The organism is Dysgonomonas sp. 216, assembly GCF_010501065.1.
In the GTDB taxonomy this organism is placed as follows: domain Bacteria; phylum Bacteroidota; class Bacteroidia; order Bacteroidales; family Dysgonomonadaceae; genus QVMM01.
On the sequence record NZ_QVMM01000039.1, the window covers coordinates 1 to 2,879 of the forward strand.

The window sequence follows — 2,879 nt, forward strand, 5'->3', positions numbered from 1 at the left end:
TTTTAATGATGTTGGTTGTAAATCTTTCATAAGGTGACTTTTTTTGTGTCAACCTATATTAGGACGGGACAACATTATAATGAATAAAAAGGATGGTTGGAAGACCATCCTTTTTATTGAAACAAGAATCAAAGAGTTAAACTTTCTTAAAGCAATTGACACAGATTAGGAAAAACAGCAAATCTAATTGGTTATTAACACATTATCAAAATTGATAGTTTGTATTTTAGAATTAAAGTAATCAGTGTTTCATGATAGATACGCCGAATTTAAAAAAATGTATCATGAAAAAATTCTTAAATTCGGCTGGCAAATATGCTGAGCGTGTTGCTAAATTTATTGAGGAACGTCCAATTCTCAAGTTATTAATCAAAGTTGCTTTGCATATGATTTGCAGATTACTTTAAGCGTCTAACCAGAAATCCATCTATTACGAGTAGGTGGATTTTTTATTTAATCCTTATATAGTATATATAATACAATAAAAGAAATTAAAAATGCACATATGCTTTGGTATCAATTTTGGAGTATCGAATCAAATGAGATTTTGGTACATTAAAGTATATAGATGCGAAAATTAAATTAATAAAAGATGAATGTAATAATATATTGTCGCGTAAGTAGTGACGAACAAGCAAAAGGAGGAAGTTTGGACTTTCAAGAGAAAACATTAAGAGAGTTTTGTAGAAAGAATGGGTATAATATTATTGATGTTTATAGAGAAGATGCAAGTGGTAAAGATTTTAAACATCGTCCAAAAATCAATGAAATTATGAAATATTGTAAATCTCATAAGCAAGAGGTTGATTTAATATTGGTTTTAAGATGGGATAGATATTCTCGTAATCAGAGATTAGCTTACATAAATCTTGACTATTTTAAAAGTCTGAATATTGAAGTGAATGCAGCAGAACAATATGTAGATTATTCTGTCCCTGAATCAAAAATGCTTTTAGCCATGTACTTATCAATGGCAGAAGTAGATAATGATAAAAGAAGTATTGGCACAATGGATGGCATAAATCAAGCCTTATCAGAAGGAAAGTGTGCAAATAAAGCACCACGAGGATATAAGAATATAAAAATTGATGATTACAATAAATATGTAGAAATAGATAAAGTGAAAGCACCTATTATACAATGGATATTTTCAGAAGTTGCTAAGGGTACACAATCACCAAATTACATAAGGAGATTAGTCGAACGAAAGCATGGTTGGAGAATCAATAAAAATTCATTTATGGACATGCTTAGAAATCGTTTTTATATTGGAAAAGTGCGTGTCCCTGAATACAAGGGCGTTCCTGAGCATTATGTAAATGGAAAACATGACGCCATAATAGAAAAAACAACTTTCGAGAAAGTACAAGAGATGATAGATGGTAAAAAGAAAGGTTCACCAAAACTATCAAAAAAAATAAATCCTGATTTATTTCTGAGAAAGTTTATTTGTTGTCCTGTTTGTGGTAAATCAATTACAGGTGCTACAAGCTCTGGAAATGGTGGTAAATACACCTATTATAATTGTAGTAATGATGCAAAACATTTTAGGTGTAGGGCAGAGGAAGCAAATGTGTTATTTGCTAAATACTTATCATCATTAAAACCTAATGAGCCAATTTTAAGGCTATATAAAGAAGTTTTAAAAGATATTCGACAAGAAGGCAAGGTTGATATTCAAGGACAAATAAAAGGTTATGAGGGCGAAATTTTGAAGACAAAAGAACGCTTAAATAATCTTGAAGATAAATATTTGGATGGAGAAATAGATAGAGAGACCTATTATAATGCAAAAGAAAGATATAATAAAAACATATCTACTATTGAAGAAAAAATAGATATACTAGAAAACCCTAATCGTGCAAATATCGAACCAAAACTAACATACTCTATTGACTTGATAAACAATATAGATTACCATATAACACACGATAGAGTAGAAGTGAAATGTAAACTCATTAGTTCTATTTTTCCTGAAAAAATAGTATTTGATGGAAAAACATATCGAACCAATTCTTTGAATAAAGTTTTAGATTTAATCTATCAGCAGACCAATGAGTTGCAGGGAAAGAAAAATGGGAAAAGCTCAAATAAATCGAGTTTTTCCCACTTAGTACCCAGAGCCGAGGCTGAGAGATGCACTAAGTTGCTTTTTTGTTTTTATTGATTTATAAGTCATTTTAAGTATATATGCAATAAAATCAATCACTTAAATTAATATATTCAATTGCAATAAATTTCATTTAATTGTAGATAACTGCAAGGATGTGGTGCAAATTTACTATATTTGCACCACCATATCTTAAATCTATAATCATGGCTACTACAACTGCGTTTATCAGAACAAGTAAGAAATCCAAAGAAGTTAATGTTCGTTTTCGTCTTAGAGATGGTCGTGCACTACAATTATTTCATACTAGCGAGTTTGTCATCAACTCAGAGCTTTGGGATGATAAAAAGCAGTCTATAAAGTCCAAGGTATTATATAATGAAGTTAAACGCACTGAGTTCAACAATTCAGTGAATGAAAGGAAAATCCTAATAACAGATATATATAGTAAAAACATTGGAAGAGAAGATTTAACTTCTGAATGGCTAGATACAGAGATAGACAAAAGATTGCACCCTGAGAAATATGGTATAAAGGAAAAACAACAAACATTCTTTGATGCTTTTGATGACTTTTTAGTAAGGGGAAAGCAGTCAGATGTACGCAAAAAAAACTATCGCGTAATCATTAGAGCATTGAAACGTTTTGAATTATATAAAACTATTACTGGATTAAAAACTTATGAGTTAAAATTAGATTGTATAATATAATTGAAAAGTAGTCCACTTAGTAATTGAAAAGTATACCACTAAGTGTCTCGGACGAGATG

General features: G+C 30.1%; 2 protein-coding genes. Both read left to right on the forward strand.

Annotated elements, in window-relative coordinates:
* Positions 1-592 precede the first annotated feature (592 nt).
* Positions 593-2,167 (forward strand): recombinase family protein, encoded by a 1,575-nt coding sequence (locus tag D0T53_RS13380; protein ID WP_163268732.1) that lies wholly within the window; start codon positions 593-595, stop codon positions 2,165-2,167.
* A 149-nt stretch (positions 2,168-2,316) separates the two neighbouring features.
* Positions 2,317-2,820: a hypothetical protein gene (locus D0T53_RS13385; protein WP_163268734.1), complete on the forward strand. Its 504-nt coding sequence runs from the start codon at positions 2,317-2,319 to the stop codon at positions 2,818-2,820.
* Positions 2,821-2,879 lie beyond the last annotated feature (59 nt).